The sequence below is a fragment of the Variovorax sp. 05L425 genome (assembly GCF_056397705.1).
In genome coordinates, this window is record NZ_JBFTNY010000008.1 from 91,340 (window position 1) to 116,542 (window position 25,203).

Consider the following 25,203-nt stretch of genomic DNA (forward strand, 5'->3'; position numbering starts at 1 on the left):
ATGCCGTTCGTCATCGTCGAATTTTGGGAAGGTCGCACGGTCGACCAGAAGCGCAACCTCGTCAAGGCCATCACGAAGGCCATGGTCGACGAGGCAGGCTGCAAGCCGGAGCATCTTCACGTCGTGATTCATGACACGCCGAAGGACAGCTGGGGACGCGCCGGCGTGCTGGGCATCGACATGGAGGAAAAGTGATGAATCTCGACGAACTCGATCCCCGTACCTCGGCACTCCTGGTCATTGATCTTCAGAACGCCTTCATCCACGACAACGGAACGCTCGGTATCTCCGGCGTCAACACGAAGCGCCTCTCGTCGATCGTCCCGGCCCTCGCGGAGTTGATCCCGCGTTGCCAGGCGGCGGGCATTCCAGTGGTCTGGACCGTGCAGGAGCACTTCGCGGTGGACGCGAGCCGTGCCCGCAAGAAGCTCGCAGGCCACACGGCACGGCGCAAACAGGTCTCCGCTCTTGCCGGCAGCTGGGACGAGGAGATCGTCGACGAGTTGAAGCCGCTGGCCGCCTTCAATCCGTCCTACGTCATCCGCAAGCACCGCTTCGGCGCCTTCTACGAGACCCGCCTCGAGATGATGTTGAAGATGCTGGGCACCCGGACGCTCTTCGTGGCCGGAACCACGACGAACGCCTGTGTCGAGACGAGCATCCGCGAGGCCTATCTGCGCGACTATGACGTCGTCGCATTGAACGATTGCATCTCCGGCGTCAACGGCGAGTGGGAAGAAACGGCGAAGCAGGTCTGGAAGCAATACTTCTGCGAGCTGTCGGACTCCAAGGAGATGCGCGGCTGGATCGACTCGAAGTCTGCGCCGCGCACGCTCGGCTATGGCCACATGCTGCTGATGGTTCAGGACGTGGAACGCTCCACGGCTTTCTATGTGAACCAGCTCGGCTTTTCCATTCGGCCCGCGAAGCCATTGGCTGACGGCCGGCCGTTCACCGCCTTTCACCAGGGCATCGCGATCGTCGGGGGCCGGGCGCCGGCACACCGGCAGATCGATCACATGGCTTTCGAGGTCAACGATGTCCGCGCGCTGCGGGAGCGGCTGAAAAAGGCCGACGTCGAGTTTCAGCAGGATCTGCACGACGGGCCCTATGGCCTGACCATCTATGTCACCGATCCCGACGGAACCAGGGTCGAGCTATATCAGGTCGCTGCGACCGCCTGAGTGACCCGCGTCGCCGGCTGGCGGCGACGATCATCCCTACGGACGACACACGGCGTTATCGCCGTGTGTCGTTTCGTCTCATGACACCAAGGAACCTCCATGCTGATGGGCGTGCCGGCCGAAACCGCGCCAGGCGAGACAAGCGTGGTCGCGACTGCGGAGACCGCTAAGGGTTTCTACGAACCAGAAATCTCTTTGTTGGTCTCTATTTCGAGACTAAGATCGAAAACAAGAACCGGCGCAGACCCCAGCCCATAGGAGTCACCCGTCGGCCGAACAACCTCCTGGTGCCCGTGGCGCACCTCGTTGGAGCTATGTACGTGGACACGACTCTCAAATCGGTGGCGAACCCCCCAGACAGCGAAAAGGTCAGCGGGTATGCGTGGAAGGCACTTGCCGGTTCAGCGATCGGCTATGCAATGGATGGCTTTGACCTGCTCATCCTGGGTTTCATGCTCTCGGCCATCTCTGCCGATCTGCATCTGACCCCCGGCCAGGCCGGCTCGCTGGTGACCTGGACGCTCATCGGGGCCGTTGCAGGCGGCATCGTCTTCGGCTCGCTGAGTGACCATTTCGGTCGCATTCGCGTAATGACCTGGACCATCTTGCTGTTCGCCGTCTTCACCGGCCTTTGCGCATTCGCCCAAGGCTACTGGGATTTGCTCGTCTACCGCACGATCGCCGGCATCGGCCTCGGCGGCGAGTTCGGCATCGGGATGGCATTGGCGGCCGAAGCGTGGCCGGCCAACAAACGCGCTCGGGTTTCCTCGTATGTGGCGTTGGGATGGCAGGCCGGCGTGCTCGCAGCCGCCTTGCTGACGCCGCTGCTGCTGCCGCACATCGGATGGCGCGGCATGTTTCTGGTTGGCATCTTTCCGGCCATCGTCGCCTGGGTCATCCGCAATCGCCTCCATGAACCGGAAGTCTTCGTTCGCAAGCCAAAGGTCAAGGGTTCCAAGCTGAAGGCATTCCAGTTGCTCGTCAAGGACAAGCGCACCACGCGCACCAGTCTCGGCATCGTGATCCTTTGCTCGGTCCAGAACTTCGGCTACTACGGCATCATGATCTGGATGCCCAGCTTCCTGGCCAGCAAGCTCGGTTTCAATCTCACCAAGTCGGCAATGTGGACCTCAGTGACCATCCTTGGGATGATGGCCGGCATCTTCGTGTTTGGCCAGATCGCAGACCGCATCGGCCGCAAGCCCAGCTTCCTTCTCTTCCAGGCTGGCGCCGTCGCGATGGTGCTGACCTATTCGCAACTGACCGATCCGATCACCATGCTGTGGGCGGGCGCAGTGATGGGCATGTTCGTGAACGGGATGCTCGGCGGCTACGGCGCGCTGATGTCCGAGGCCTACCCGACCGAAGCGCGGGCCACTGCACAGAACGTGCTCTTCAACATCGGCCGCGGCGTCGGCGGATTCGGACCGGTGGTAGTCGGGGCGCTGGCGACGGCATATTCGTTCCAGGTCGCGATTGCCCTGCTGGCTTCGATCTACGTGCTCGACATGTTGGCGACGCTGTTCCTCATTCCTGAGCTCAAAGGCAAGGAGCTCCAATGATGCAAACGTCTGCCGACCACCAGTCGCCCGCCAGCGGCAAGGCCTGCTTCCAGCGCAATGCCGACAGCGTCGCATCGCATCGCTGCGAAGTCACCGAACACCGCTGGATCAACGACCGCTACAAGTACCTCAGGTTGACTTCGCAAGCGGACCTCGCCGGCTCTACCAAGCCCGGCCAGTTCTACCAGCTGAAGTGCCCCGGCACGAACGACCTGAGCCCGTTCCTGCTGCGGCCCATGAGTGTCTACGGTGTCGGGCCCGAAGCCGGAACGATCGAATTCCTCTACAACGTCACCGGCGTGGGCACCCATGCGTTGTCGCACCTCGATGTCGGTGCCTGTATGGACATCGTGGGGCCGTTGGGCAACACATTCGCACTGGAGCCAACTTTCAAGCGAATCATGGTCGTGGCGCGCGGCGTCGGCCTCGCCACGATGGCACCGCTGCTCCAGCACGCGGCAAAGACGGGCATCCGGATCACCGCCGTCATGTCGGCGCGCACACCGAAGGACCTGATGCGCGACGAGTTCCTGCGCGGCGCCGATGCCGACGTTCATTGCGTCTTCGACAGCGAAGGCAGTTCCTCGGTCGAGGCCATGGAGCCGCTGGTACGCCGTCTACTGCGCGCCGGGCATCACGACGTGGTCTACACCTGTGGATCGCACCGCATCCTCATGCTCCTGCAGCGGGTGCTGAAGGACTTTCCAGCCACGCGCGGCGAAGTCGCCATGGAACAGCGAATGGCCTGCGGCATGGGCGTGTGCCTTTCCTGTGTCCGCTTGTTCGACAAGGGCGGCGACAAGCAATTCCTTCGCGTCTGTCGCGAAGGCCCCGTATTCCCCATCAGCGACGTCGTCGGGGAGGTGGAGTTTGGCTAATCTGTCCGTCAAGGTCGGAGAGCTAGGCCTCCGCAACCCGGTGATGCCCGCCTCGGGCTGCTTCGCGATCGAATATGCCGAAGCGCTCGACCTCAACAAGCTCGGTGCGCTCGTGATCAAGAGCGTGTCCCCGAAAAGCCGCGCCGGAAACCCGACCCCGCGCGTCACCGAAGCCTACAGCGGCATGCTGAACTCGATCGGCATCCCGAGCAAGGGCCTGGCCTACTACCGCGATTCGGTGCTGCCGGCCTACACGCAATACGACACGCCCGTCGTGGTCTCGATTTCCGCGGACACCGTCGACGAGTTCGCCGAGGCAGTGGCCGAGATGTCATTGCCGGAGGTGGCCGTGGTCGAAGCCAACATCTCGTGCCCGAATCTCGAGGCAGATGGCATGGCCTTCGCCATGACGCCCGAGACCACGTACAAGGTGGTCAGCGCGATTCGTCGCCGCACCAGCCATCCGTTCTGGGCCAAGCTCACGCCGAACGCTTCGCACATCGCAGCCGTCGCCAGGGCGGCCGAGGAAGCCGGCGCCGACGCGCTGGTGATGGGCAACACCGTACTGGGCATGTCGATCGACGTGCGCACGCGCAAGCCGAAGCTCGGCAACGTGATGGGCGGCCTGTCGGGCCCGGCGATCAAGCCGATCGCGCTGCGGATGGTCCACCAGTGCTATCGCAGCGTGCGGATACCGATCATCGGATGTGGCGGCATATCCTGCGCGGACGATGCCGTCGAGTTCATGCTCGCCGGCGCCAGTGCGGTACAGATCGGCACCGCATCTTTCATCGATCCGGGCGCGATGCAGAAGATCATCCACGGGCTCGAAGCCTACTGCCGGGAGATGGGCGTGGAGAACATTCGCGAACTGACCGGGCAGGTCAAGCTCGACCGACAGTTGTCGGACCGGTGGCTGCGCTTTGCGCAGCAGTCGGGTTGATGGGCGAGGCCATGAGCGTTCTCGGCCTTCAATCCACCGCCGAAAAGCTGTTCTCCGACGTGCGTGATCTGACCTTCGATGGCGTCGGCGTCACGCGCGAGAGCTACGGCCGCGGCGAATCGGCGACCGCCGACTATCTGCGCGAGTTCGCAAAGGCACAGGGGCTGGACGTGCATGCCGATCGGGCGGCCAACCTGGTGTTTCGCCTGCCCGAGGCCGGCGCGTCGTCCTCGGTCTCGTGGGCCGGATCGCACATCGACTCCGTGCCGCAAGGCGGGAATTTCGATGGCTATGCCGGCGTCGTCGCCGGACTGCTTTGCTTGCTGGAACAGAAGCGCAGCGGCGAGGCCTACCACCTGCCCCTTGAAGTCATTGCGTTCCGTGGTGAGGAGAGTGCCTGGTTCGGCAAGGCCTACATGGGCTCCGGCGCGCTGTTCGGCAAGATCGGCGCGGCGGACCTCGACCTCCAGCAGCGCACGACGCGCGAGACAATGGCCGACTGCATGCGAGCCTGCGGCGCTGACATCGAGGCGATCCGCACCCAGCAAGTGCTCATCGACAAGGCCAGGGTGAAGGCCTATCTCGAACTGCACATCGAGCAGGGTCCGGTGATGATCGCCCGCCAGTTGCCCCTGGCCGTCGTCTCGGGTATCCGTGGCAACGTACGACACAACCGTGTCGTGTGTCATGGCGATGCGCAGCATTCGGGCGTGGTGCCGCGCTGGCTGCGCCATGATGCGATGTTCGCGGTGGCCGATTTGATCATGCGCATCGATGCGCACTGGCGCGCCCTGCTCGAACGCGGGATCGATCTCGTCGTGACGACGGGCATCGTGAGCACCGACCCTGCCGAGCACTCGATCTCGCGCATCCCGGGGCAGGTCAGCTTCAGCCTGGAGGCGCGCAGCAAGAGCAACGACACGCTGGAGGCGTTCTATCAACTGATGCGCGCCGAGTGCACGGCCATCGAACGGGAGCGCGGCGTCCGGTTCGAGTTCGACCGTCGCCTGCTGAGCGATCCGGCCACCATGGACAAATCGATCTGCGAGGTCCTTTCGAACGCCTGCTCAGCGCAGGGGACGCGCTTTGAAGTGATTCCCAGCGGAGCGGGGCACGACGCCTCCTTGTTTGCCAACGCCGGCATCCCCAGCGGCATGCTCTTCGTGCGCAACCAGAATGGCTCGCACAATCCGCACGAAGCGATGGACATGGGCGACTTCATGCTCGGCGTGCAGGCCATGCACGGCGCCTTCGCCCAGTTGGCATGAGGCACCTGATGAATCAATCGATCACCCTGCGCCGCCCCGACGACTGGCATCTGCACTTGCGCGACGGCGAGGTGCTCGAAGCCGCGCTGCGATACACGACGGACCAGTTCGCTCGCGCTGTCGTCATGCCCAACCTGAATCCGCCGATCACTACGGTCGCAATGGCACGCGCTTACCGCGACCGGATCCTCGCCGCGCTCGATCCGGGTGTGCGGTTCACGCCGCTGATGACGGCCTACCTCTGCGACAACACGCCTGCCGAAGATCTTCGGCAGGGGTTCGAGGAGAAGGTCTTCGCGGCAGTCAAGCTCTATCCCGCCGGCGCGACCACCCATTCGGAACTGGGCGTCACTTCGACCGCGAAGGTCGCCAAGGCGCTCGAGACGATGCAAGTGATCGGGATGCCGCTGCTCGTGCACGGGGAAAGCACTGATCCATCGGTCGACGTGTTCGACCGCGAGGCCGTGTTCATCGAGACCACGCTCCGCCCCCTGTTGCGAGATTTCCCGAATCTCAGGGTCGTGATGGAGCACATCACGACCGAGCAGGCTGTCGAGTTCGTGCTCGCCGATGCGAGTGGCCGTCTCGGCGCAACCATCACGCCACAACATCTGATGTTCAATCGCAATGCCATCTTCACGGGCGGCATCCGGCCGCACTTCTATTGCCTTCCTGTCCTCAAGCGTGAGCGCCATCGCCTGGCACTGCGAAAGGTGGCGACGTCAGGGGACCCGAGGTTCTTTCTGGGCACCGATTCGGCTCCTCACTATCGCGTGCTCAAGGAAGCGAGATGCGGCTGCGCCGGCATCTTCAACGCGCCGACTGCGATGCAAAGCTACTGCACCGTGTTCGACGAGGAGCATGCGCTCGACCGGCTCGAAGCCTTTGCCAGCCTCAACGGCCCACGCTTCTATGGCTTGTCGCCGAATGAAGAAACGGTGACGTGGACCCGCACGGACTGCCTGGTGCCCGACGACGTGGTGCTGCCCGGCGGCGCCACGATTCATCCTTTCCTGGGCGGCACCACCGTATCGTGGAGCCAGCCCTGATGACCTCTGGACCGCCATCTCCTATAGTCTCTTTTTCGATTCAAAGATTGGAAAGTGAGATGGACGCCGCCAATCAAGCCTACAAGTCCTCGATCGACTACCTGGCGCTCGGCAACCGGTTGCGGGCCTACCGGGTGGGTGCGTCCTTGCTCGCCGAGGACGTCGCGGAAAAACTCGGCATCTCCAGGGCTGTCGTCTACCGGCTTGAGAAGGGCGAGATCGTCAAGATCGAGACCTTGGAGCGTCTGGCAGCACTGCTGGACACCTCGATGGCATCTCTGCTCGGCGTCGAAGTCGAGTACTACCCGACGGCTCTCGGCCTCTTCGAACGGATGCGCCAACTGGAGGAGTCCGCCGATCGCATCCTGGCGCACTTCGAGCCGATCTCGCTGCTGCTCACGTCAGACGATTACCTGCCACTGCTGCGGGAAATGCTCGCCGAAGCTTCCCCTCGACGTGATGTCAAGTCACCCAGCGCCGCCGACATCGACAAGATGCTCCAGATCATGGAAGAGCGGCGCGCGTTCTTCCAGAAACGCAGGCCGCACATCGTGAGTCTGATCGGCCTGCGCGAGCTCGAACGCTTCATTCAGACCGGCCTTGTGGGCAGGGTCGACCTGCCGGAGAAGACCAGGGCCGTGCGCAGGCTCGCCGCAAGACGTGAAGTCGAACGCATCGCCGACCTGATGGAAAGCGAGCCGATCGACGTGCAGATCGGACTGATCGATGACGCCATGCCCGCATCGACCTTCCAGGTGTTCTCGAGCCGGGCTGGCAGCGTGCTTGCGGTCAGTCCGTTCCGCCTCGGCGAATTGCCCAACGTCAGGAACGGCATCGCCACCGTTACCGCATCGCCCGAGGCGGTTCGCATGTACGAGGCCATGATCGGCAAGCTCTGGAAGGCTGCCTACAAGGGCAGGGCGGGCGCGCAGCATCTGCGAAAACTGCTCGCACTCCTTCAGTAGATTGAACGGACTCCCATGATGACCTCACCACAATTTCCCCAAGGTCGGGCCCAGGCGGTTGCCGCCCAATTGATCGACGCGGGATGCGTGACTTTTCGCGCCGACGAGCCTTTTCGCCTCCCGTCGGGGTGGGCCAGCCCGGCCTACATGGATTGCCGGCGGCTCATCTCATTTCCCCGCGTGCGAAGGGAACTGGTAGGCCATGCCATCGAACGATTGCAGGCCAGCGGGAGTCTGAGAGACGTTGCGTCGATTGCCGGCGGCGAAGCCAGTGGTATCGCCTTCGCGGCCTGGATGGCGGAAGCGCAGGATTTGCCGTTGCAGTACGTCCGCAAGCGAGCGGCTGGAACGAATCAGATCGAGGGTGTGGTCCCCAGGGGTTCCAAAGTGCTCCTCGTCGATGACATGATGGCTGCGGGCGCTTCGAAAGTCGCATTCGTCAGCGCATTGCGCGGCGTCGGCGCCGTCGTGGAAGAGGTCTTCGTCATCTTCGACTACGGCACCTTCGAAGCCGAGGCGCTACTTTCGACGCTGGGCGTGAACGTCCATGCGTTGGCCAGTTGGCGCGACATCCTGGCCGTCGCTCGGGCACGCAACGATTTCGGCAACGCCGCGCTGGACGAACTGGACGAATTCCTGTCTGATCCATCGGCGTGGTCGCAGGCACGCGGTGGATTGGGCGCCAACCACTCACTCGAAAAAGCAACGTCATGAACTTCAAGCAAATCTCCGATCAATTCAACGACTCCGGTCTGGGCACCGACGCCTTCAAGACGCTCTACAAGTCGGCGTTCGATCTCATGAAAGAGGATTCGTCCAATGCAAGCCTCTACTTTGTGATCGGCACGGCCGCTCGCGCATTCGTGATGCGGTACGAGGACCAGGCACTCTCCGGCGAATTCGTCGACGAGGCCAAGGCGACCATGCATCGCATGAACCAGAAAATTCTGACCGCGCTGGCATCCGAGCCGGCGGAGCGCCTGCGCTTGTCGAGCGAGGTCGCAATGGACTACGAATGGAATGTGACGGCATTCTGAAACGGACAGCAGCGACGACGAGCAGGAACACGATGACAAGAACCGGAAGGACGCCGGCAAATCGGACTAATTCCGTTTCGCGTGCTTGACGCTGCGCGCAGCGATCAGGGCACTATCCCAATGCCCGCAGTTCCCGCAATGCGACAGACAGCATCGAGGCGTCAGGCGCCGGCACTGCACGCAGTTCGCCCATCAGTTCCGCCGCGCGTTCGAGCGTCCGGCCATTCGCGGCGTGCCATGCCTCGACCAGTGCCGTCGGCGACTCGATTTCGCCGCCCCCGGCCAGCACCGCTCCGGTGATCGAGCGTTGCATGCTCGACAGGTCGTCCAGCATTGCGCCCTTCGCGAGCATCTGCCAATGCTGGTCGCCGGGCAGTGCCGCGATGCGTTCGCGCAGCCACGGCATGCCGAGGCGGTTCGCGAGGTCGAAGTAGATCGCAGCCACCAGCGCCACCGGCCACCTGGCGCTGCCGGCGATCTCTGCGATGTCGAGCGTGGCGTACAGCGCGTCGAAGGTGACAACGCGCTCAGCCAGTTCGCGCGGCACGCCGCCGGCCACATAGTGCGAGACCGCGGCATCGACGCGGGCGCGCCCATCGGCGTCGAGCAGTTCAGTCAGCCGTTTCGACAGCGCCTCGACGTTCGGCGTGAAGTGCGCAATGGTCGATTCCATGTCCTCGTTGAGGCGCCGCGAGCGAAGGAACCACTTGGTGCCCCGCTCGAGTTGCCGGCTGGTGTCGATCAGCAGGCTCGACTGCACGGCGTCGTCCACGCGGTTGTCGAGCGCATCGATCGACAGCCACAGTGGCACCATGCCGAAGATCTCGCGGCTCATCAGGTAGGCACGCACAACCTCGAACGCACGGGCGCCGGTGGTCTCGACCAGGCGATGCACGAAGGTGCTGCCGATGCGGTTGATGGTGCTGTTGGTGACGTGCGTGGCGATGATCTCGCGCCGCAGCGGATGCCTGGGCATGTAGGCCGCGAACTTCTCGCCGAGCAGCTTCGGGAAGTATCGCCCCAGCGCCGTCGCGACCCACGGGTCGTCGGGCAGCGGCGAAGCCAGCAGTTCGTCGTAGACCCAGATCTTGCTGTAGGCCAGCAACACCGCGCGCTCGGGACCGGTCAGGCCCTGTCCCTGGGCGCGCCGCTCGGCCAGTTCCTCGTCGGATGGCAGATACTCGATCGCACGATTCAGCCGCCCGGCCTTCTCGAGATACTGCATGAACCGGGTCTGCGCATCGAGCAGCTGCGGCGCGATGCGCCCCGTGACCGACAGCACCTGCGTCTGGAAAATGTTGTCGCGCAGGACCAGCGCGGCCACGTCGTCGGTCATTTCCGGCAGCAGCGCATTTCGTTGCTTCTCGGTGAGCTCGCCTTCGGCGATGGGCAGGCCGACCAGGATCTTGATGTTGACCTCATGATCCGAGGTGTCCACGCCGGCCGAATTGTCGATCGCGTCCGTGTTGATGCGCCCGCCCGCCAGCGCGAACTCGATCCGGCCCAATTGCGTGCACCCGAGGTTCCCGCCTTCGGCGAGCACCTTGCAGCGCAGTTCCCCGCCGTTCACGCGCAGGGCGTCGTTGGCGCGGTCGCCGACTTGGGCGTGGCTCTCGCTTGCAGCCTTCACGTACGTGCCGATGCCGCCGTTGTAGATCAGGTCGACCGGGGCCTTGAGGATGGCGTTGACCAACTCGGTCGGCGTGAGCGCATCGGCGGTGATGTCGAGCACCTGCTTCATCTGCGGCGTGATCGGGATCGACTTGGCGCTGCGCGCGTGGATCCCGCCGCCCTCGGAGATCAGCGCCGCGTCGTAGTCGGCCCACGATGATCGCGCCAGCTTGAACAGGCGCTCGCGCTCGGCAAAGCTCTTCTGCACGTCGGGGCTTGGGTCGAGAAAGACGTGCCGGTGATCGAACGCCGCCACCAGCCGGATGTGCGGGGAGAGCAGCATGCCGTTGCCGAACACGTCGCCCGACATGTCGCCGATTCCGGCGACCGTGAAGTCGGTCGTCTGCGTGTCGATACCCATCTCCCGGAAGTGGCGCTTCACCGATTCCCAGGCGCCGCGCGCCGTGATGCCCATGGCCTTGTGGTCGTAGCCCACCGAGCCGCCGGAGGCAAAGGCGTCGCCGAGCCAGAAGCCGTATTCCTTGCTGATGCCGTTGGCGTAGTCGCTGAAGGTGGCAGTGCCCTTGTCGGCCGCGACCACCAGGTATGGATCGTCGTCATCGTGGCGCTTGACCTGCGCCGGCGGCACGATCTTGTCGCCGATACGGTTGTCCGTGATGTCGAGCAGACCGCGCAGGTAGTCCTGATAGCAGGCCACGCCTTCGCGCAGGTAGGCATCGCGATCGCTCGCGGCGGGTGCGCGCTTGAGCACGAAGCCGCCCTTCGAGCCCACCGGCACGATCACGGTGTTCTTGACCATTTGCGCCTTCACGAGGCCCAGCACCTCGGTGCGGAAGTCTTCCGGCCGGTCCGACCAGCGCAGTCCGCCGCGTGCGACGCGGCCGCCGCGCAGGTGCACACCCTCGAAGCGCGTCGAGTACACGAAGATCTCGAACATCGGCTTCGGCGCCGGCAGGTCGGGCACCTTCGACGAATCGAACTTGAACGACAGGAAACCGCGCTGCCGCCCCGCCGCATCGCGACGCCAGTAGTTGGTGCGCGTGGTGGCCAGGATCAGCGACAGGTACTGCCGCAGAACGCGGTCTTCCGACAGGTTGGCCACGTTCTCGAGCGCGGCTTCGATCGCGCGCACCTTCTCGCCGGCCAGCGTGTCGTCGCCGCCGCCGGCCTGCGCCGGATCGAAGCGCAGCTTGAAGAGTTCGACCAATGCGCGCGCAATGGGCGCGTTCGCCACCAGCGTGCTTTCCATGAAGGGTTGCGACAACGCGAAGCCGATCTGCCGCATGTACTTCGCGTAGGCGCGAAGCACGACGATCTCGTGCGCGGGCAGGCGCGCTGCAAGCACCAGGCGGTTGAAGTCGTCGTTCTCGACCTCGCCGCCGAGAACGGCGGCGAACGCATCCTCGAACACCGGTCGCAGCGCGTCGACCTCGATCTCGGCATCGCCCAGCGCGCTGCGCAGTCCGAAATCATGGACCCAGATGGGCGACGCGCCCTGCAGTGCAAGGCGGTACGGATGTTCGTCGAGCACCTTCATGCCCAGGTGTTCGAGCATCGGCAGGCTGGTCGACAGGATGAGCGGTTCGCCGCGCCGCAGCACCTTGAAGCGCAGCGTGCCTGGGGACGCCTCGAGCGGCCGGTAGAGATTCATGCCGAGCGGTTGCGTGTCGCTCAGCTGCTCCATCAGCTCGATGTCGTGCACGGCGGCGCGCGCCGCGAACTCGTCCCGGTAACCGGCCGGGAATGCGCCGCCGAACTGGCGCAGCAGCGCGTTGCCGTGCGCTTCGCCGGTCGCCTCGATCAGCGCCGACTTCAGGTCGTCGTCCCAGCGGCGGGCGGCGACAGCCAGGCGCTGCTCGAGATCGCGTACGTCGAAGGGCGGGATGCTGCCGGGCCGGGTGCGCACGGTGATCTGGATCAGGGCCAGGACTGATTCCGACAGCTGCACGTTGAACTCTGAACTGGTGCCATTGAGGGCATGGATCAGGATCGCCTGCCACTTCTCGCGCAGCTCGGTCGTGTAGTTCTCGCGGGGCGCGTAGATCATGCACGCCACGAAACGTTCGAACTGATCGCGCCGCACGAACAGGCGGAAGCGCTGGCGCTCGCCCAGGTGGAGGATGCCCATGGATGTGGACAACAGCTCGTCGGCGCTGGTCTGGAACAGCTCGTCGCGCGGATAGGTTTCGAGGATGTTGACGAGTGCCTTTCCCGAGTGGCTGCCGCGCGCGAGCCCTGCGCGCGCGACCACGTCGGCCACCTTGCGCCGCAGCAGAGGAATGTCGGCCGGGCTGGCGCTGTAGGCCGTGGAAGTGAACAGGCCGAGAAAACGGTCTTCGCCGCAGACAAGGCCTTCGGCATCGAAGCGCTTGATGGCGATGTAATCGAGGTAGCCGGGCCGGTGCACGGTGGAGCGCGAGGTCGACTTGGTGACCACCAGCAAATTGGGTCGGCGTGCGTAGGCGCGCACCTCCGGGGGCAGCGCCGCGAAGGCGGCTGCCGCATCCTTGGTCGTCTCGCGCAGGATGCCGAAGCTCGAATCCGGCAGGACTTTGAGGGCGTCCTCGCCGTCGACCTTCACCAACTCGTGGCTGCGGTGACCCAGGAAGGTGAAGTGGTCATCGTTCAGCCAGCGCAGAAAGGCCTGGCCTTCGGCGAGTTCCTGCGGCGGGATTGGCGGCGCGCGCTCGTCGAGGCCCCGAACGATGTCCAGTACGCACTCCTTCATCGCCTTCCAGTCGGCCACCGCCGCCCGCACGTCGCCGAGCACGCGCGCCAAGTCGGTGGCAAGCGCCTCGAGGTGGCCCGCGTCGGCCACGCGGTCCACCTCGACGTGGATGAAGGACTCGCGGCGGGCATCGGGCGAAGGCGTCTCTGTAGCCAACCCCTGGAGCGTGCCTTCGCTGTCGCGGACCACCCCGACCAGTGGGTGGATGATCAGGTGCAGGGTCAGCCCGTGGCGATTGACTTCCATGGTCACCGAATCGACGAGGAACGGCATGTCGTCGTTGACCATCTCGATGATGGTGTGCGTCGACTGCCAGCCGTGCTCCGCGATCGTCGGGTTGAACGCCCGCACCCGGGCGTGACCCGGCTTGCGGTTGCGCGCAAAGCCCCAATGCGACAGCGCGGCGCCGTACAGGTCGGCCACTTGGCGATCCGCCAGGTCTTCAGGGTCCACCTGACCGAAGTACTGCCGCGCGAAGGCGGCGAGAAGGTCCGTCTGGTCCGGGGCGACCTTGGCGTGAATCAGTGCAACGACCTCGTCCAGGCGTTCGCCTCGGCTTCCTGTCACGGATGCATCGGTATCCATGCTTTTCTCCTGATCGGCGCGATGTAGGCCACTGTGGAAGCGACCGGGCGGAAAAGCAAGGGGCCGACTGCACCTGCGCAAACCCTTCAGCCTGATGGTGCCATCCAGGACGGCGGGAAAATGCCGCATGTCGTTGCTGGCCGTCAGTCACGCAAATCCCAGCGTTGAGGAGGTTATCGCCTCCTACCGCGCCGCGCACTACTGCATCGAGCCTGCAGGTGCATCCGCTGTGATACTGCGCATCGGTGAGCGGTCAGCCGGGTTGGCTGCGATATACAGCGAATTGGGCGTGGACAGCTGCGCATTCCTCACCGCTTCGAACCCGTTGGGGGTTGCCTTGCGCGATGCGGACAACGCGGTCGCCATGACTGCGCTCTGCGTTGATGTACACGCATTGGGTCTCGCGCTGTTGCCCGGCGTCAGCAGAGATGGAGACCCTGCCAGCAGTTGGCCCGGCGAAGAGAGCGTTGCAGTCCTCGGCATCAGTCGAGACGCGGCACGTGAGCTAGGGCATCGCTACCAACAGAACGCCATCGTATGGGCAGGCTCCGATGCTGTGCCCGAGCTGATCCTCCTTCGATAGCCCGGAGCCCGCAGCAAACGGCAATGGTGGTCGAACTCGGACGGCGCGGCATGGTTGGCGGCCAGGAAGACATGATCGAGGACACCGTGATGACACTCGCGCGGGCGCGAGGCGCGGCGCAGGAGGCGACGGCATGAACCTCGACCTGAAGACGATTGCCGCGCTCGCGGAGCATCTGGAAAGCTGCGAACTCGGCGCGTGGGACACGCCGAAGATCACCGACGAGTATCCCCAGATGGACTGGGACGACGCCTACGCGATCCAGAACGAGATCCGTCGGCGCAAGATCGCGCGTGGGCATCGAATTGTCAGTCTCAAGGCCGGCCTGACGTCGCACGCGAAGATGAAGCAGATGGGCGTGACCACGCACCAGATAGTTTACATAATGCAAATTGTATGACCTTATCCTGTGGGCCCCAAGTTGTAATGTCGCGTTTCAGCAAAGTTCAGATGTCGCGCAAGCCTGCTCGGCTTTGCCCTCTGCCCTCGCCTTCAGGGGTTGCGCGTACAGGTACAGCTTGCGCTCTCGGAGAACCGAACAAGCGCGACGTGGCCCTGTCTGAAATTGAGGCATCGCGTTGGGAAGTGCATCAGGAGCCAATCCGACCGTGGAGAACATAGGCCGCTGATACGACCGAAGCCTGCTCGCTTTCGCGCTCGATTTTCATTGCGACTCTTTCCAGTCATGTTCGAAGAACCCGAACATCTGCATCGAAAACATGGCACGGCAAATTCGAAGCCAAGGAAGATTATTGGGGCACGGTAAGTCACCGTTTCAACCCAAGGAAAATCATCATGAGTCGTCTGAAGGACAAGGTTGCCATCATTACCGGTGCGAGTTCTGGTATCGGTCGCGCGACCGCATTGTTGTTCGCCGCTGAAGGCGCCAAGCTGGTCGTTGGCGCCCGGCGCAAGGCGGAGCTCGAGAGCCTCGTCGCGGACATCGAGCGGGCGGGCGGCACGGCAGTCGCAGTGGCTGGCGATGTGCGTTCCGAAAGCTATGCAAGGGAATTGGTCGCTACCGCCGTCAGCCGCTTCGGTCGCCTGGATATCGCCTTCAACAACGCCGGCGTGCTGGGCGAAGCCGGCGACAGCACCACCGTGTCCGAGGCGGGATGGAGCGACACCATCTCGGTGAACCTGACGGGGTCCTTCCTCGGCGCCAAGCACCAGATCGCCGAGATGCTCAAACACGGCGGCGGCTCTGTCATTTTCACGTCCACCTTCGTGGGCTACAGCTTTGCATTCCCGGGGGTGGCTGCCTATGCCGCGAGCAAATCGGGCCTGATCGGCCTGACACAGGCCCTGGCTGCCGAGTACGGGCCGCGCAACGTGCGCGTCAATGCCATCTTGCCGGGTGCAGTCGAAACGGACATGTACCGTCAGATGAACGACACGCCCGAGAAGACAGCTTTTGTGGGTGGCCTGCATGCGCTCAAGCGTGCAGCGCAACCCGAAGAGCTTGCGCGCTCGGTGCTCTATCTGGCGTCCGACGACTCCACTTTTGTAACCGGCACCGCGGCCCTGGTAGACGGCGGCGCTTCGATCACACGGACCTGACACACACGCATGCGCTGAGCCCGAAGCGGCGTCGGCCCGGAACCGCACCGCCTTCTTTTGATTTCCAAACCCGGACAGAGTCGAGGTGCGGGTCTGGGCCGAACTCCTGCCGCTCGGCTCCGAGCGGGATCCCCTCGCCCGTTTGCAACTGCGCCCCGGCAATACGCGCTCGGACGACTACATCCAGCAGATTGCACAGGGCGTGGACGCCGAACTGGAGGGTCTTGATTTTCCCGGGATGTTCCGCCAGCGGGATGAATTGTTGATTCAGTTGATCGCGGCGAAGGCGGCGAAATCGCAGATCCCGTAGCCGGCGGAATTGCCCGAGTACCCTGGCCTGAGGCGCATCATGCACTCATGAACGTCCACGAACTGGCCCTTGCCGGCCTGAACGACCACCGCTTGTTCACTGCGCTCGATGTTCGACTCCTTGGCCTGGGGCTGTTCGCCGTGACCGGCGCGCAAAAGGCCATGATCTTTGGTCACAGCGCCGAGGTGGCCGTGCTGACGGGCGTGGCCACCGTCGTGGGCGGCGGTGTGATGCGCGACCTGCTGCCCAATCGGGTGCCGGTGATCCTCCGGCGGGAGATCTATGCGTCGGCTGCGCTGGTGGCCGCCGTCATCGAGGTGGCTGGCGAGCGCCTCGGATGGGTGTCGAACGGGCGGACCTGGATCGCCTTGATGGCGTGCTTCGCACTGCGTTACCTGTCGCTGCGCTACAAGTGGAACTTGCCGCGCGCTTCCGGACGCGACCGCAAAGGCGACTGATTTCGACCAAGCGCCGAGCGATATCGAGGACGGCGCTGCGGGCCGAGGCCACCGCATCGTCATTCGGGTTCGATGCCGGCCGCGCGAATCACCCGCCGGATCCAGCATGAGCTGGTGGCTTGCGAGAAGCTCAGATGATCTTGAGTCGGCGCAGTTCCGGCGCCAGGCTCACGCCCCCTGCCCGCTTCACGGCCTGGTTGACGGCGGCGCGCAGCGAGCCCAGGTCCTCTTGCACCATGCGCTGCACACATTCGAGCGCGGTGCTGCGCTCGAGCATGCCCTGATAGGGCTCGTCATTTTGCCCGATTGCCACGATGGCCTCGTCGTTCGCAAGGCGGTACAGCAGCAGCATCCAGTGGTGGTTTTCCAGCAAGGGGCACTCGTGCTGGCGGGCCTGGGCGTAGGCCGGAGAAGCAGCCACGGCGCGCACCGCGCACGCGAAGGCCGCCAGGACTTCAGGTGAGGCAGTTGCATTACCGCCCTCGCTTGCCACAGCAATGCACGCCGCGGCACGCACCAGGTCGCTGCTGGGGCCGCCCTTGCCGCTGCCTTGCTTTTCGTGCTCTTCGTAGAGCGCCGTCAACTGCCCGGGCGCAATCGCTGCGCCGGCTAGCCAGAGGCTGCTCGTGTCCACCAGGTAGACAAAGGCGTCCACCGACTCCGGTTCGCGATCCGGGTGGAGGTCCAGGCCCCAGTTCGGGCTCGGCTCATTGAGACTCGCGACGACACCTTTCCAGAAGGCGGCTTCCGGAGCGGTGCTGCACGCGCATTGGCGCAGAAGTGCGTCGAGCCTGGGTGAGGTCAATCTGCGAGTCCTGAGGGGCGTCGATCAAATCGTATGCCTGTACACGGCCGAACGCACGCGCTTCTTTGGAATTCTCGTGCTCTTCTCTGTTCTCACCCTCATATATTCCCAAGCCTGAGGGCCGCGTTCGGCCAAGAGAGAAAGGCACGCTCATGCAGCATGACGACGCAGATCACGTTGAAATGTCGACCCGGAAGGCAGCGCCCACAACCATCGATGAGTACGTCTCGGGATTTCCGCCGGATGTGAAAGCGATTCTTCAGAAGATTCGGCAGACCGTGCGAAATGCTGCGCCCGCTGCGGAGGAAGCCATAAGCTACCGGTCCGGTCACCTGCGACGACACCCTCCGAGGAAAACGCGATCGCGCCCTTCTGCTGTTCGCCTGGGCCACCGAGTAGGCGGCGTCGCTCGGAGGTGGCCGCGGCGACCCTGGAGAACCTGCGGCGCATTCAACGCACCCTTGCTGCTTTTGGAATATGCCGCGCACAGCCGTCAAGAATCCCGGCTCCACGCCTTGGGCAAAACCGACGACGGGCGCACATTGCACATCACATTCACTTTGCGCCAATCGAGCCTGTTGATTCGCGTCATTTCAGCCAGGGACATGCACCGAAAGGAGCGAGCCATTTATGAACAAGCAGACTAAGGCGATCCCGAAGTTCGCCACCGAAGCGCAAGAGCGTGCGTATTGGGAGAAGCATGACTCGACGGACTACCTTGACTGGTCGAAAGCCAAGAAGGTAGCGCTGCCCAACTTGAAACCCACGACCAAAACCATTTCGCTGCGCCTGCCTCAGCACCTGCTGGACTCAATCAAGGTCGCGGCGAACGCCCGCGATGTGCCTTACCAATCGCTGATCAAGGTCGAGGGGCAGATCCTACGGCCACGCGCTGGCTTTGGCGGCCGGATAGCTACGCAACTGGTCGGTGACGATTTTGCGCGGTACCTCCGGGCAGGCGGCGAGCACGCACTTGAAGAAGCGCTTTGCTGCGAGCTTGTCGCGGCGCTTCTGCAGAAGAATTTCGAGTTCAGCGCCATGCTGATCGACGGCGCGCCACAGCAAGTAGGGCTCGCCGCGCAGCGTCACGAACATCTCGTCCAAATGCCAAGTCGATCCCGGCTTGCGGCGCGCAGCCTTGACGCGATGCGCAAAGCTCGCGCCGAATTTGTCGCACCAGCGCTGGATCGTCTCGTAGCTGACGACAACACCGCGCTCGAACAGCAACTCCTCGATGTCGCGCAGGCTCAGTTGAAATCGAAAATACCAACGCACCGCCTGGCTGATCACCGCCGCCGGGAACCGATGACCGTGATAGAGCGATCTCGTCGTCCTTTGCATCGGGGAAGCTTACGCCATCGGCAACGTGACAATGCCGCCTACAGCGCGCGGCGCGACGATTCGGGCGCGAACAGGATGCCGATGAAGGCGCACACGGCAATCACCTCGAAGTAGATGATCACCGGCATGAAGCTGGCGTCGTTGCCCATCAGGCCTGTGGCGATCAGCGGTGCCAGGCCGCCGCCGAGCACGATGCCTAGTTGCTTGCCGAGCGAGCCGCCGCTGACGCGCACTTCGGTCGGAAACTGCTCGGCGGTGAACGCCGCTTCCGGCGCGAACATCATCGCGTGCACCACGCCCAGGGTGATGACGAGCGCGCCGCTCATCAGAATGACGTCGCGCATGTCGACGATCTGAAGGAACACCGGGAACCACACCGCCGCGAGTGCAATGCCCAGCAGCAGCAGCGGACGACGGCCCCAACGGTCGCTGGCCATCGCGATGAGCGGGACCATGACCATTTCGAGGACGTTCGCGAGCGTAGTACCTGTCGTGATGCCCGATGGGGACATGTGCAGGCGCTTGACCGCATAGCCGAGCACGAACACCGTGGCAAGGTATTGGAACGAGCTGTGCACCATGTTGATGAGCACCGCGCGCACGGTGGGCAGCTTCCACGACCGCAGCACCTCGACGATCGGCATGCCCGCGACCTGGCGACGCGCCTTCAGTTGCTTGAAGAGCGTGGACTCGTCGACTTGCAAACGGACATAGGTCCCGACAGCAACCATCACGATGCTGAGCAAGAACGGCACGCGCCAGCCCCATTCCTGGAAGGCCTGCGTGCCAAAGGCGCCAGTCATCATCGCGATCAATCCCGACGCGACGATCACGCCGACCGGTCCTGATGCGTTGATCGCTGATGCGAACAAGCCGCGCCGCTTGGCGGGCGCCCCCTCGAGCGTCAGCGTCACGGCGTTCATGTACTCGCCCCCGAATGCGAACCCCTGCACGAAGCGCAGCACGATCAGCATGACGGGCGCCCACAGGCCCGCGCTCGCATAGGTCGGCAGGCAGCCGATGAGGAAGCTGGCGATGCCCATGATCAGCAGCGTCAGCATCAGCACCACCTTGCGCCCGATCCGGTCGCCGTAGTGACCGAACACGAGACCACCCAGGGGGCGCGCGGCGAAGCCGATCGCGAAGGTGGTGTAGACGGCCAGCGTCCCTGCCAGCGCGTCCATCTTCGGGAAGAAGGCTTCCCCGAACGCAATGGGCGCGATGAAGGCGTAGCAGAAGAAGTCGTAGTGCTCGATTGCCGACCCGAGCGAGGCGGCTGCCAGCAGGCGCGCGTGCGCCGCGCCGCTGCGGGCCGCCGGCGCCGCCGGGGTTGGCAGCTCCGGGGCCGTGGCGGTGGAAGGTGAGTTCATTGCATGTCTCCAATTGTGTTGTGTTATTTAGTCGTCGGGATACGGTATTCGCCGCGAATTCAGCGCATGCGTGCACGCCATTCGTTCACCAGGTCCTGCACCTCCGCGGGCATGCTCGCGACGCCGAACACGTAGTGGTCGGGTCGCACCAATGCCGCGACGCATTCATGGCGGCGCATCCAGCGCGCCAGCACCTCGTCCGTCTCGACGAGTCCGGCGTCGCCGGCAGTCACGACGGTCAGTCCGTCCGTGAGAGCCGGACGAGGCGCGGAAGGGAGCAACACCAGCCGCCATCCGTGTCCGGCCACTTCGTCGAAGCGCAATCGCTCGCCGCGCTGCATGAGCCACGGCTGAGGAAACAGCAAGCCGTTGGCGGAATGCGGGGTGCGCGAGAGCAATCCACACGTGAGATGAGGCAGAACCTCCTGGCGAGGCACGTCCTTCACCACGCCGCCCGTTTCGGCGAGCAGCCTGCGGTCGCGTTCGCGCGCCTTGGCCGGATCACGCTCGCAGATCACCGCGCCGATGGCCTTGATGCGCGTGGTCAATTCCTGCACATGCGCCTTGCGTTCCTCGCCGTAGCTGTCCAGGAGCGCCTCCGCGGCCGGACCGGTCACTTCGCCCTTCAGCACGCTGGCGAGCTTCCAGCCCAGGTTGGCGACGTCGCGCACGCCCTGGCACATGCCCTGTCCGAGGAACGGCGGTTGCTGGTGCGCCGCGTCTCCGGCGATGAATACGCGGCCATCACGCCAACGGTCGGCGACCAGCGCATGGAAGCGGTAGCTCGCCTGACGCCACAATGTGCCGTCCTCGGGCGTGAGCCAGCGCGACAAAAGCTCCCAGGTGCGCTCCGGAGTTGCCGCGACCTTCGGGTCTTCGCCTTCCTTGAGCGAGATCTCCCATCGGCGGTGATTTCCTGGGCCGATGACCAGAGTGCAGGGCCGCTCGGGATCGCAATACTGCACGCTCGTCAGAGGCAGCTTGGCAAGCCCGCGCTGGTTGACCAGCACGTCGACGACCAGCCATGGCTCGTCGAATGTCAGGTCTTCGAGGTACAGGCCGGCGTTGTCGCGCACCGAGCTCGAGGCGCCGTCGCAGCCGATCACATAACGCGCGCGCAACGCTGAGGTCGAGCCGTCTTCATGCTTCAGCGCAAGCACCACGACTTCATCGTCCCGTGTCTGCGCGGTCACTTCGACGCCGAGTTCCACGTTCACATTCGGCAAGCTGTGCACGCGGGCGCGAAGCGCCTCTTCCACCGGCGGTTGGCTGAACACATTGGACGGCGTGTAGCCGAGCGGATACGGCGGTGCGACCATCGTGAGACGCTTGATCAACTGGCCGTCGACACCGAAATATTCCGAGGGCGTGAACGGCTCGACGTGCGGCATCACCTGATCGATCACGCCGATCTGCTGGAACACCCGTAGGATCTCGTGGTCGAGCGCGATCGCACGTGGCTTGTCATAGACCTCGCGTGTCCGGTCACCGACCCAGACTTTCAGGCCGGCGCTGCCGAGCAACGCTGCAGCGACCGCGCCCGTCGGGCCGAAGCCGACCACGGCGACGTCGTACACGTCGCGTTCCTGAGGGAGCGCGGTCATCCTATTTTTCGTCGACAACGGTGTTCACGAGCGTGCCAATGCGCTCGATCGCGACTTCGAAGCGGTCGCCGGCCTTCATCCACACCGGTGGCGTGCGGCTCTGGCCGACACCCGCCGGCGTTCCCATGACGATCACGTCGCCAGGCTCCAGCGTCAGGCACTCGGTGAGCAGCGCGATGGTCTCGGCAACGCCCCAGATCATGTCGGTGGTGTTGGCGTCCTGCATGATCTCGCCGTTCAAACGTCCGGAGATGCGCAGGCCTTCGGCCCCGCGCGGCAGTTCGTCGGCGCTGACGAGCACGGGACCGAAGCCACCGGTGGCGTCGAAGTTCTTGCCGATCGTCCACTGCGGCGTGCGCTTCTGGTAGTCGCGCACCGAGATGTCATTGAAGCAGCTGTAGCCGAAGACGAGATCGAGCGCCTGCTCCTGCGACACATGCTTGCCGCGCTTGCCGATCACGACGGCGAGCTCGGCTTCATAGTCGAACTTCTCCGACACGCGCGGGCGCAGCGCCTGCGCGCCGTGCGCCAGCAGCGAGCTCGCGCCGCGGTAGAAGAACCACGGGTACTCCGGCTTCTGGCGCCCGCTCTCCTTCGCGTGGTCGTAGTAGTTCAGGCCCAGGCACACGATCTTGCCAGGCGCCGGCACGAGCGGCGCAAGCGCCAGCGACGCCAGCGGCTGGCGCGGCGCACCCGATGCCAGCGCCGCCTTGGCGACCGCGCAGAGGTCTATGCCGGCAAGCAGCGCCGCGCGCAGGTCCGCCGGGACTTGCGGCTGTGCGTCGTTCAGATCGACGACAGCGTCGCCTTCGACGGCGCCCAGGCGCGGCTGGCCATTGCGCAAGTAGGTGGTGAACTTCACTCCAGAATCTCCTTGATAAAAAAAACAGAACGCTGCGCTTCCTTGAGGCGCGGACTTGGCGGTTGGGAAATGCCCCATTGGTCGACGCGGCCGGGTGGCCATGTCCAGTCGCCGGGACCGCCGACGCGATAGCTGTCGTCGATCTGCTCGACTTCGGCCGTGTATTCGATGACTTCGCCGAAGGGGCCGACGAAGTAATTGAAGGCGTTGTCGCCAGGACCGTGGCGGCCAGGACCCCACTCGATACCGAAGCCCGCATCGCGCATCCGACCGCCGCCGCGCATGACCGAGTCGAGATCGGGCATCAGGAACGCGATGTGATTGAGCGCGTCGTTGTCCGCATCGCCCAACGCGATCGAATGGTGATCACGGTTGCAGTTCATGAAGGCCATGATCCGCGTGCGATCGGACAGCGTGAAGCCGAAGGCGCTCTCCATGAAGCGACGCGTTGCGTCCACCGCATGGCTGTTGAGCACCGCATGCGCGAGGCGGACCGGGCGGTCCCGCTGCTCGGTCGCGTCGGCGTGGCGCTCGTCGCCGTGCACGATCTGGAAAATGCGGCCGTCCGGGTCGCGAACGGTGAGGCCGGTGCCGCCGCCGAGCTCGGCCAGCGGCGCGATGGCCCGAAGGATCTGGCCGCCCGCCGCCACTGCGGCATCGGCGATCGAGGACAGTGTCGCGGCACTTCGGGCGCGCAAGGTCACGCAGCGAATCGCCGTGACCGGTGCCGCACGCAGCGCAAGCAGGTGATGATCAGCACCCGTGCCGCGCAGATAGATCGCGCCGGTGCCGCGCGACACCACGCTGAGCCGCCAGACCTCCGTGTAGAACGCCTCGGCGCGTTCGAGGTCGGGAACGTCCAGCGCTACGCTGCGCAGGCCTTCAATCCAGGGAGAGCTCATGGTGTCTCGGGTGTTTCGGGTGTGTCGGAAGCGATGCCGAGAAAGCGCTCGGCATTGCGATGGACGAGCGCGGCGACCGTGTCCTCGTCGAAGCCTGCGGCTTCAACGTGCGCCACGGGCGTGCGGTCATGAAAATTGAAGGGGTAGTCGGTGCCCAGCATCAGTTGGCGCTCGCCAAACGCCGATACCAGATGCCGCAGCGTGGGGACATCGAACACCAGCGTGTCGAAGAAGAGCTTGCGCGCCTGGTCGACCGGCGACTCGCGCACCTGATCCTTGAGCGCCGGAAAGACCTGCCACCCCTGCTGCAGCCGGGGCAACAAGGTTGCCAATGTGCCGCCGCCGTGGCTGAACGCGATGCGCAGGCGCGGACAGGCCAGCATCAGGTTCGCAGTGATCACCGACGCGGCAGCGAGACCGACGTCGGTCGGATAGGCCAGCACCTGCTGCAGAGGCGCTGGACCGACGAGCCTGTCCATGCCAGTGGGCTTCAGCGCATGCACGAAGACGGCGACGTCCAGCGCCTCGCAGGCCTGGAAGAAGGGCAGGAACCGCGGATCTCCGATTGCCACTCCGTTGACGTTGCTGCCGATCTCGACGCCCGCGAGGCCCAGTGCGCCGACAGCATGCTCAAGCTCGGCGATCGCGAGGTCGAGGTCCTGCAGCGGCACGGCCGCCAGCCCGATCAGTGCGCCATCGCCTTCGGCCACCATGGCGGCGGTGTGTTCGTTCAAGTAGCGAATCAGCGTCTGTGCTGCGGGCGCGTCCAGCCAGTAGCTCAGCAACTCCGGCATGGGCGAGATCACCTGACGCTTCAAGCCCATGCCCGGAAGATCGGCCAGCCGGCGTGGTGCGCTCCAGCACTTCTCCGAAACGGTCCGATACTGCTTGCCCGCGATCATCACGTGGCGATGGCACATGCCGTTCTGGTCCGGCGCCGCAATGGTCGAAGGCCAGGACGAAGGAACGGCGCTACCCATCCAGGCGGGAAAGCGTTCGGGCACGACGTGCGCGTGCACGTCGACGCCATTGCAGGCATGGCAATGAGGGCGCATGGTGCGGGTCCGCGGTCAGGCGGCCAGAAGGCCGATGGCCTTCACTCCGGCGATGCAATCGGCTTCGTCTTCGTCGCCCGTGCCGCCGGAAGCGCCTGCGGCACCCAGGATCCGACCTTCGCTGTCCTTGATCAGGACGGCGCCGATCTGCGGCAGGAAGCGCCCGTTCGCCGTGGCGGCCAGCGTTGTGAAGAAGTTGGGGTTGCCCTTGGCACGCTCGGACAGCGTGCGGCTGTTGACCCCCATGCCGACCGCGCCCCATGCCTTGCCGGTGGCAATGTCGATCCGAAACATGCTGGCCCCGTCTTCGCGCTGCGCCGCGATCAGATGACCTGCGGCATCCAGAACGACGACCGCCAGCGGCGGATGGCCGGCGGCACGTGCGGCGCCGAGCGCGGCAGCAATGAGGTCGTTCGCAAAGGCGAGCGTGAGTTCGGTCATGACTTGTCTCCAGTCCAGCGCGATGCTGTTTTCCTTGATCTGGCGCGAAGTCTAGGCAGCCGCATCGAATCCAAGAAGCCC

23 protein-coding genes and 5 pseudogenes are annotated in these 25,203 nt (G+C 64.4%); 19 read left to right on the forward strand and 9 right to left on the reverse strand.

From position 1 onward, the window contains the following. The 10 genes from AC1DN9_RS11485 to AC1DN9_RS11530 all read left to right on the forward strand — a co-directional run bounded on the left by AC1DN9_RS11485 (position 1) and on the right by AC1DN9_RS11530 (position 8,886). Positions 1 to 195, forward strand: a complete 195-nt coding sequence (locus tag AC1DN9_RS11485) for a 2-hydroxymuconate tautomerase (RefSeq protein WP_478100170.1) — start codon at positions 1 to 3, stop codon at positions 193 to 195. Continuing rightward, positions 195 to 1,184 (forward strand): isochorismatase family protein, encoded by a 990-nt coding sequence (locus AC1DN9_RS11490; RefSeq protein WP_478100171.1) that lies wholly within the window; start codon positions 195 to 197, stop codon positions 1,182 to 1,184. Before AC1DN9_RS11485 ends, AC1DN9_RS11490 begins: the two co-directional genes overlap by 1 nt. A gap of 320 nt (positions 1,185 to 1,504) precedes the next feature. Beyond that, a complete protein-coding gene (locus AC1DN9_RS11495) occupies positions 1,505 to 2,746 on the forward strand; it encodes an MFS transporter (RefSeq protein ID WP_478100172.1) in 1,242 nt (413 codons plus the stop codon). Beyond that, positions 2,746 to 3,624, forward strand: coding sequence for a dihydroorotate dehydrogenase electron transfer subunit (locus tag AC1DN9_RS11500; protein WP_478100174.1), 879 nt, complete (start codon positions 2,746 to 2,748; stop codon positions 3,622 to 3,624). The genes AC1DN9_RS11495 and AC1DN9_RS11500 overlap by 1 nt, the downstream gene beginning before the upstream one ends. Next, a complete protein-coding gene (locus AC1DN9_RS11505) occupies positions 3,617 to 4,567 on the forward strand; it encodes a dihydroorotate dehydrogenase (protein ID WP_478100176.1) in 951 nt (316 codons plus the stop codon). Before AC1DN9_RS11500 ends, AC1DN9_RS11505 begins: the two co-directional genes overlap by 8 nt. An 11-nt stretch (positions 4,568 to 4,578) precedes the next feature. After that, positions 4,579 to 5,835, forward strand: a complete 1,257-nt coding sequence (locus AC1DN9_RS11510; RefSeq protein WP_478100178.1) for a hydantoinase/carbamoylase family amidase — start codon at positions 4,579 to 4,581, stop codon at positions 5,833 to 5,835. Positions 5,836 to 5,843: 8 nt separating this feature from the next. Beyond that, positions 5,844 to 6,884 carry a dihydroorotase gene (gene pyrC / locus AC1DN9_RS11515; RefSeq protein WP_478100180.1) on the forward strand — a complete coding sequence of 347 codons (1,041 nt, stop codon included), beginning with the start codon at positions 5,844 to 5,846 and terminating at the stop codon, positions 6,882 to 6,884. 59 nt (positions 6,885 to 6,943) lie between these two features. Further along, positions 6,944 to 7,849, forward strand: coding sequence for a helix-turn-helix domain-containing protein (locus tag AC1DN9_RS11520; RefSeq protein WP_478100182.1), 906 nt, complete (start codon positions 6,944 to 6,946; stop codon positions 7,847 to 7,849). Between the two features lie 18 nt (positions 7,850 to 7,867). Then, positions 7,868 to 8,563: an orotate phosphoribosyltransferase gene (locus tag AC1DN9_RS11525; protein ID WP_478100184.1), complete on the forward strand. Its 696-nt coding sequence runs from the start codon at positions 7,868 to 7,870 to the stop codon at positions 8,561 to 8,563. Further along, positions 8,560 to 8,886, forward strand: a complete 327-nt coding sequence (locus tag AC1DN9_RS11530; protein ID WP_478100186.1) for a hypothetical protein — start codon at positions 8,560 to 8,562, stop codon at positions 8,884 to 8,886. The genes AC1DN9_RS11525 and AC1DN9_RS11530 overlap by 4 nt, the downstream gene beginning before the upstream one ends. Positions 8,887 to 8,998: 112 nt before the next feature. Here the strand turns inward: AC1DN9_RS11530 and AC1DN9_RS11535 are convergent, their stop codons facing one another. Next, positions 8,999 to 13,831, reverse strand: a complete 4,833-nt coding sequence (locus AC1DN9_RS11535; protein ID WP_478100188.1) for an NAD-glutamate dehydrogenase — start codon at positions 13,829 to 13,831, stop codon at positions 8,999 to 9,001. A gap of 127 nt (positions 13,832 to 13,958) precedes the next feature. On the opposite strand from AC1DN9_RS11535, the gene AC1DN9_RS11540 reads away from it, so the two are divergent. The 6 genes and pseudogenes from AC1DN9_RS11540 to AC1DN9_RS11565 all read left to right on the forward strand — a co-directional run bounded on the left by AC1DN9_RS11540 (position 13,959) and on the right by AC1DN9_RS11565 (position 16,742). Then, positions 13,959 to 14,414, forward strand: coding sequence for a DUF3293 domain-containing protein (locus tag AC1DN9_RS11540; protein WP_478100190.1), 456 nt, complete (start codon positions 13,959 to 13,961; stop codon positions 14,412 to 14,414). Positions 14,415 to 14,437: 23 nt separating this feature from the next. Next, a pseudogene (locus AC1DN9_RS11545) lies at positions 14,438 to 14,551 on the forward strand (4-hydroxy-2-oxovalerate aldolase); the annotation flags it as partial. After that, a pseudogene (locus tag AC1DN9_RS11550) lies at positions 14,548 to 14,778 on the forward strand (4-oxalocrotonate decarboxylase); the annotation flags it as partial. The pseudogenes AC1DN9_RS11545 and AC1DN9_RS11550, both read left to right, overlap by 4 nt. A gap of 431 nt (positions 14,779 to 15,209) precedes the next feature. Continuing rightward, the gene (locus AC1DN9_RS11555) at positions 15,210 to 15,974 is read left to right on the forward strand and encodes an SDR family oxidoreductase (RefSeq protein WP_478100192.1); all 765 of its coding nucleotides are present in this window, start codon (positions 15,210 to 15,212) and stop codon (positions 15,972 to 15,974) included. Positions 15,975 to 16,059: 85 nt separating this feature from the next. After that, a complete protein-coding gene (locus AC1DN9_RS11560) occupies positions 16,060 to 16,284 on the forward strand; it encodes a hypothetical protein (RefSeq protein ID WP_478100194.1) in 225 nt (74 codons plus the stop codon). Between the two features lie 47 nt (positions 16,285 to 16,331). Beyond that, complete coding sequence (locus AC1DN9_RS11565) at positions 16,332 to 16,742, forward strand: trimeric intracellular cation channel family protein (protein ID WP_478100196.1); 411 nt, start codon at positions 16,332 to 16,334, stop codon at positions 16,740 to 16,742. Between the two features lie 130 nt (positions 16,743 to 16,872). Here AC1DN9_RS11565 and AC1DN9_RS11570 read toward each other — a convergent pair whose 3' ends face one another. Beyond that, a complete protein-coding gene (locus tag AC1DN9_RS11570) occupies positions 16,873 to 17,547 on the reverse strand; it encodes a hypothetical protein (protein WP_478100198.1) in 675 nt (224 codons plus the stop codon). A gap of 330 nt (positions 17,548 to 17,877) precedes the next feature. On the opposite strand from AC1DN9_RS11570, the pseudogene AC1DN9_RS11575 reads away from it, so the two are divergent. The 3 genes and pseudogenes from AC1DN9_RS11575 to AC1DN9_RS11585 form a co-directional block, all read left to right on the forward strand. Further along, positions 17,878 to 17,998, forward strand: a pseudogene (locus tag AC1DN9_RS11575) (integrase); the annotation flags it as partial. 19 nt (positions 17,999 to 18,017) lie between these two features. Then, entirely contained in the window at positions 18,018 to 18,194 is a 177-nt protein-coding gene (locus AC1DN9_RS11580; protein WP_478100384.1) for a BrnT family toxin, read from the forward strand. Then, positions 18,178 to 18,399, forward strand: a pseudogene (locus tag AC1DN9_RS11585) (BrnA antitoxin family protein); the annotation flags it as partial. The gene AC1DN9_RS11580 and the pseudogene AC1DN9_RS11585, both read left to right, overlap by 17 nt. A 42-nt stretch (positions 18,400 to 18,441) precedes the next feature. On the opposite strand, the pseudogene AC1DN9_RS11590 reads toward AC1DN9_RS11585, so the two are convergent. From AC1DN9_RS11590 to AC1DN9_RS11620, 7 genes and pseudogenes are all read right to left on the reverse strand, one after another. Further along, positions 18,442 to 18,888: pseudogene (locus tag AC1DN9_RS11590) on the reverse strand (IS6 family transposase); the annotation flags it as partial. Between the two features lie 38 nt (positions 18,889 to 18,926). Continuing rightward, positions 18,927 to 20,258, reverse strand: coding sequence for an MFS transporter (locus AC1DN9_RS11595; protein WP_478100200.1), 1,332 nt, complete (start codon positions 20,256 to 20,258; stop codon positions 18,927 to 18,929). Between the two features lie 59 nt (positions 20,259 to 20,317). Continuing rightward, positions 20,318 to 21,862 carry a bifunctional 3-(3-hydroxy-phenyl)propionate/3-hydroxycinnamic acid hydroxylase MhpA gene (gene mhpA, locus AC1DN9_RS11600; protein WP_478100202.1) on the reverse strand — a complete coding sequence of 515 codons (1,545 nt, stop codon included), beginning with the start codon at positions 21,860 to 21,862 and terminating at the stop codon, positions 20,318 to 20,320. 1 nt (position 21,863) lies between these two features. Then, positions 21,864 to 22,724, reverse strand: a complete 861-nt coding sequence (locus tag AC1DN9_RS11605; RefSeq protein WP_478100204.1) for a fumarylacetoacetate hydrolase family protein — start codon at positions 22,722 to 22,724, stop codon at positions 21,864 to 21,866. Next, positions 22,721 to 23,626 carry a VOC family protein gene (locus AC1DN9_RS11610; protein WP_478100206.1) on the reverse strand — a complete coding sequence of 302 codons (906 nt, stop codon included), beginning with the start codon at positions 23,624 to 23,626 and terminating at the stop codon, positions 22,721 to 22,723. Before AC1DN9_RS11610 ends, AC1DN9_RS11605 begins: the two co-directional genes overlap by 4 nt. After that, positions 23,623 to 24,681, reverse strand: coding sequence for an amidohydrolase family protein (locus AC1DN9_RS11615; protein WP_478100208.1), 1,059 nt, complete (start codon positions 24,679 to 24,681; stop codon positions 23,623 to 23,625). Before AC1DN9_RS11615 ends, AC1DN9_RS11610 begins: the two co-directional genes overlap by 4 nt. Before the next feature lie 15 nt (positions 24,682 to 24,696). Beyond that, the gene (locus tag AC1DN9_RS11620) at positions 24,697 to 25,122 is read right to left on the reverse strand and encodes a GlcG/HbpS family heme-binding protein (RefSeq protein ID WP_478100210.1); all 426 of its coding nucleotides are present in this window, start codon (positions 25,120 to 25,122) and stop codon (positions 24,697 to 24,699) included. Between the last annotated feature and the right edge of the window lie 81 nt (positions 25,123 to 25,203).